The organism is Thiolapillus sp., assembly GCF_048562965.1.
GTDB classification, from domain to species: Bacteria; Pseudomonadota; Gammaproteobacteria; order Chromatiales; family Chromatiaceae; genus Thiolapillus; species Thiolapillus brandeum_A.
Genome location: NZ_JBHNMF010000286.1, coordinates 1 through 4,347, shown reverse-complemented (window position 1 = coordinate 4,347; position 4,347 = coordinate 1). Strand labels below are relative to the sequence as shown.

Genomic DNA, 4,347 nt, shown 5'->3' with positions numbered 1-4,347 from the left:
GTAGTGCTTGGTGACCAGGACGGCTGGGGCACGAATAGGTTGTCAAAGGCCGAGTCGATTTTGGGGACTGGGATGTCCCAAAATCTATCACGAGGTCGAAGACACGCTTGAAATACTTCCAGTGGTATGGCCTGCTGTTTGGCCTCTGGTGGTGGCTGGTGCCTGTTGGCAGCCTGCTGCTGGCGCTGAATCCTCGATGGCTGTACTCCCGCCCTTTCAGGAAGGCCCGTACGACGACCAGGCTGTTCGATGATTTTTCAGCCAGGGAAATTCGCCGTGTGCGTGTGGAAACGGTATTTGGACTGCTGTTCTGGGCCCTGGCTTTCCAGCTGTTGCAGTTGGAGTGGTCAGCCATGCTGATCCTGTATGGCATGTTCGGGTTCAACTGGTCGACGCGCCAGTATGTTACCCATGCGTTTTCCCCAAGAGATGTGATCAATGGCGCCTGGAACCTGCGGGTGGGCAGGCTGCATGGGGCAATGTTGCTCAATGGACAATGGGATCGTGTGCACCATCAGCATCCTCACGTTTCCTGGATACATCTGCCCGAGCTGGCCCGGGGGAAAGCCTTTGATCTGGGATACTGGCAGCAATACCGGCGATTGTGGCGTGGTCCACGCTGTTGCCGGGAAAAAGGACCCCGGTGTCTGCCGCGCCAGGGCTATGAAGGTTTGTCATGAATGCGGATGCTGATGTTTTATCAAAGATAAAGCATGCCAGCGAGCAGGATCGCCAGTGCCGGGTGGTGCCGGATTTTTCGGATATCGACCCCGGACTGCCGTTTGTGCCTGAGGTATTCACCCAGTTGTACCATACGTCCGCATATGACCTGCTGAACCCGGAACAGAAACTGCGCTACAACCAGCTGTTCGGCTTGCGCTCCAATGAGCTGTTCATGGTATTCGAGAAAGGTGTGACCCGTCAGGTGATCCATCAGCTCAAGAATGCGAGACAGGAAAGTGACCCATTGCTGGCAGATTGTCTGGAAGGCATGCTGGTGGAGGAATCGAGACACCATGCCATGTTTCTGGATTTCAACCGCCGTTTTCTGCCCGAGGGATACAGCAACAAGGGTCGTTGTTTCACGCGTGATTCCCGTCTGGAGATGGGGGTGCTTCTGACCCGGGCGAAACGACCTGGACTTCAGCCGTTGCTGCTTTGGGCAGTGCTGGTGCTGGAGGAATTTTCCACGGCCTATTCCAGAAAACTGGTATCGGCCGAAACAAAGTTGCCGGGGAGCCTGGAACCCTCCTACCGGCGACTGCATGCCTTGCACCTGCAGGATGAGCAGCGTCATGTGCAGCTGGACAGTGTGCTGATCCGGGAACTGATGAAAAACGGCAATCCATTGCAGCGAGGGATGAACGCACAGCTGTTCCGGTTTTTCTTTCGCCAGGTGCTCAATCCCCGTCACTCCGGTCCCCGTGTAATCCGGTATCTGGTGACGGAATATCCTGAACTGAACAGGCACCTCGCCGATATGCTCAGGGCTGTGCGTAAGCTGGGCATGGATCCGGGGTTGCAGAACATCATGAATGACAGCGGTCAAATGCCGGTGACGCATGCGCTGTTGGCCGAGTACCCTGGGTTCAGGTGGTATTGATATGCAGGCCTGGGATGCCATACGGAAAGCTGTGGAAGGTGAGCGGGAGAAGTTTATACAGTCGACCCGAATGACAGCGCAAGTGCAGGAACAGGTGCTGCAGGGGATTCTGCATCAACACCGGGGATCACGCTTTGGCCGTGAACACGACTTTGCTTTCATTGGCGACAGCAGGCAGTATGCGCATCAGCTGCCTCTGACGGAATACCGGCAAACAAGACCCTGGATAAAAGCGATGCTCAAAGGAGACCGGCAAGCACTCATTGCCGACTGGTCTCATTTTGAAACCACCGGTGGCAGCGAAGGTGGTGCCAAAATCATCCCCTATGGCGCATCGGGAATGCGGGGGTTTCAAAAGGCGTTGTATCCCTGGCTGGACGATCTGCTGCAACAGCGGCCGCCATCAGCAAGGGCAGTGCCTACTGGTCCATCAGTCCCGTGTTGCGGTCAGACAGAACCGCTGAAAGTGTTCCCCTTGGCCTGAAAAATGATGCGCTGTACTTTGGCTCGGAACTGGCGGGGAATATCAGCAGAACACTGGCTGTACCGGCGACGGCCGGTGAGTTCAGCGAGCTGCTTCCTTGGCAGACGTATACCCTGAAACATTTGCTGCAGGCACAGGACCTTCGCATGATATCGGTCTGGAGTCCCACCTTCCTGTTACAGCTCATGAAGGCTCTCGGAAAATGCGGAAGACGGCTGACGGATTCACTGCCTTCCCTTATACGTCAGCGCCTCAGGGACGCACTGAAGACAGGAACCCTGGATACCACGGTACTCTGGCCGGAACTGGATACTCTCAGTTGCTGGACGCAAGGCCCGGCGCAGGTCTTTGTGCCGGCGCTACGACAGCTGTTTCCCCAGGCTCATATACAGGGAAAAGGGTTGCTGGCGACAGAAGGCGTGGTCTCTGTGCCGGTCGAGGGAGCACAGGATCCGGTGCTGGCGGTGAACAGCGGCTATTTCGAGTTTGTGGATAACGCGGGGAAGGTGCTGCAGGCAGCAGAAGTTCAGCCCGGTGAACGCTACAGGATCATCCTCACCAACGATCTGGGAATGTACCGTTATGATCTGGGCGATGAGGTGGAGATAACCGGCTGGTATGAAAAGGCACCCATGTTGCGTTTCAGGGGAAGAATCAGTACGAGTGACCTCGTGGGAGAAAAGCTGGAAGAGGTGTTTGTCGCCCGGGTGCTGGAATCGGTGGATGGGTTTTCGCTCCTGTGTGCAGTTTCAGAAAGCCAGCCAGGCTATGTGTTGCTGTCTGAAACTTCTAAATCAGATGCTGCTAGGATCGAAAAAGGCTTGTTCAGGAATCCTCAGTACGCCTATGCGAGAAAAATGGGGCAGCTGGCGCCGCTGGCAATACGGCAGGTTGCCGGCCTCGATGAGCTGTACAGCCGATGGCGGTTGCAGCAGGGGCAGCAACTGGGGGATATCAAGCCGGTGTGCCTTTTGCGGGATGATGGTTTTCTGCAATTCCTGGAGAGCAGCAGGTGAGCCGTTTTCTGTTCAGCCTTGCGGAGGAGGAGGACGATGCGGCCCTGCGACGGAGGATGTCACAGGACATCATGCAGGGAAACATCTCCGTCAGCTTTCGTCGCGAACCGTCCTATTTCATCGGTTCGCGGGTGTAGGGAGAGCAGGTTCAGGTCATAAAATGCGAGGAGCGTTCTTCCGGCCGTATCGTGGGAATGGGTGCGCGCATGATGCTGCCCGCCTGGATCAACGGCAGCACTCAGCATCTGGGATATCTGGCGGATCTGCGCGGAGATCCGGCGTATCGTGGCAGCACCCTGCTGGCGAGAGGCTACCGGTTCCTGCGGCAACTGCATGAGGATGACCCCGTACCGCTGTACTATTCGCTGATTCTGGATGGCAACCGGCTGGCGCTGGACAACCTGACCCGGGCGCGCGGCGGACTGCCGAAGTATCGGGATATGGGGCGTATGCTGACGCCGGCCATCCATCTGGATTTGCCGAGGCGCAAGGTGCGGGAGACCGGTATCTCTGTGGAAACCGGAAAGCATTCCCGGCTGCAGTCCATATTTGATTTCATCAACCGCCAATATGGCAGGAAACAGTTTTCGCCCTGTTATCTGTCCGGGCAGCTAGGTACGGCGCGACTGGCCGGTTTGAAAGCGGAGGATTTTCTCGTGGCAGTAAAGGGAAACGCTATCGTCGGTGTCATTGCGGCATGGGATCAGCGCGCTTTCCGCCAGACTTGCGTCGAGCAATACAGTCTTGCCCTGAAAAGTTTGCGGCCGCTTTACAACCTGGCGTCAAAGCTGACACCGTTGAAAGCACTTCCTGCGCCTGGTCGTGCGGTGCCCTATTTTTATCTGGCTTTTTGTGCGGTCGAACACGACGATCCGGCCGTGTTCCGGATGTTGCTCTCGCACCTGTACGGGCAGCGGCGCAAAGGCTCCTGGCATTATTTCATTGCCGGCCTGCATGAGCGCAATCCGCTGGCTCAGGTGCTGAAGGAATACCGACAGATACCCGCTGCCGGCCATTTGTTTGCCGTGCACTATCCGGAAGATGAAGCGCATTATCTGGCACTGGATGAGCGGGTGCCTCACATAGAAATAGGTGCTGTATGAGCTGGTTGCGCCTGCCTTCCTGGGTAACTACTCACCCCTAAGATGAGTACAAGCCTGCCTCCATGGATCTACAATCGCTTTTTCATGTCTGTAGAGGCTTGACATCATAGTACGCCGAGTCTATGCTATTGACCCAACACA

General features: G+C 56.3%; 6 protein-coding genes. All 6 read left to right on the top strand.

Annotated features, from left to right (window positions below; all coding sequences use genetic code 11):
• Positions 1 to 86 precede the first annotated feature (86 nt).
• Entirely contained in the window at positions 87 to 680 is a 594-nt protein-coding gene (locus tag ACOCD2_RS13310; protein ID WP_293646600.1) for a fatty acid desaturase, read from the top strand.
• The gene (locus ACOCD2_RS13305) at positions 677 to 1,603 is read left to right on the top strand and encodes a diiron oxygenase (protein WP_293646588.1); all 927 of its coding nucleotides are present in this window, start codon (positions 677 to 679) and stop codon (positions 1,601 to 1,603) included. The genes ACOCD2_RS13310 and ACOCD2_RS13305 overlap by 4 nt, the downstream gene beginning before the upstream one ends.
• 1 nt (position 1,604) lies before the next feature.
• On the top strand, positions 1,605 to 2,087 hold the full coding sequence (locus tag ACOCD2_RS13300; RefSeq protein WP_293646590.1) for a GH3 family domain-containing protein: 483 nt from the start codon (positions 1,605 to 1,607) through the stop codon (positions 2,085 to 2,087).
• Positions 2,045 to 3,103, top strand: coding sequence for a GH3 family domain-containing protein (locus ACOCD2_RS13295; RefSeq protein ID WP_293646592.1), 1,059 nt, complete (start codon positions 2,045 to 2,047; stop codon positions 3,101 to 3,103). The genes ACOCD2_RS13300 and ACOCD2_RS13295 overlap by 43 nt, the downstream gene beginning before the upstream one ends.
• Complete coding sequence (locus ACOCD2_RS13290) at positions 3,100 to 3,240, top strand: hypothetical protein (RefSeq protein ID WP_293646594.1); 141 nt, start codon at positions 3,100 to 3,102, stop codon at positions 3,238 to 3,240. The genes ACOCD2_RS13295 and ACOCD2_RS13290 overlap by 4 nt, the downstream gene beginning before the upstream one ends.
• Before the next feature lie 69 nt (positions 3,241 to 3,309).
• Positions 3,310 to 4,206 carry a hypothetical protein gene (locus ACOCD2_RS13285; protein ID WP_293646596.1) on the top strand — a complete coding sequence of 299 codons (897 nt, stop codon included), beginning with the start codon at positions 3,310 to 3,312 and terminating at the stop codon, positions 4,204 to 4,206.
• Positions 4,207 to 4,347 lie beyond the last annotated feature (141 nt).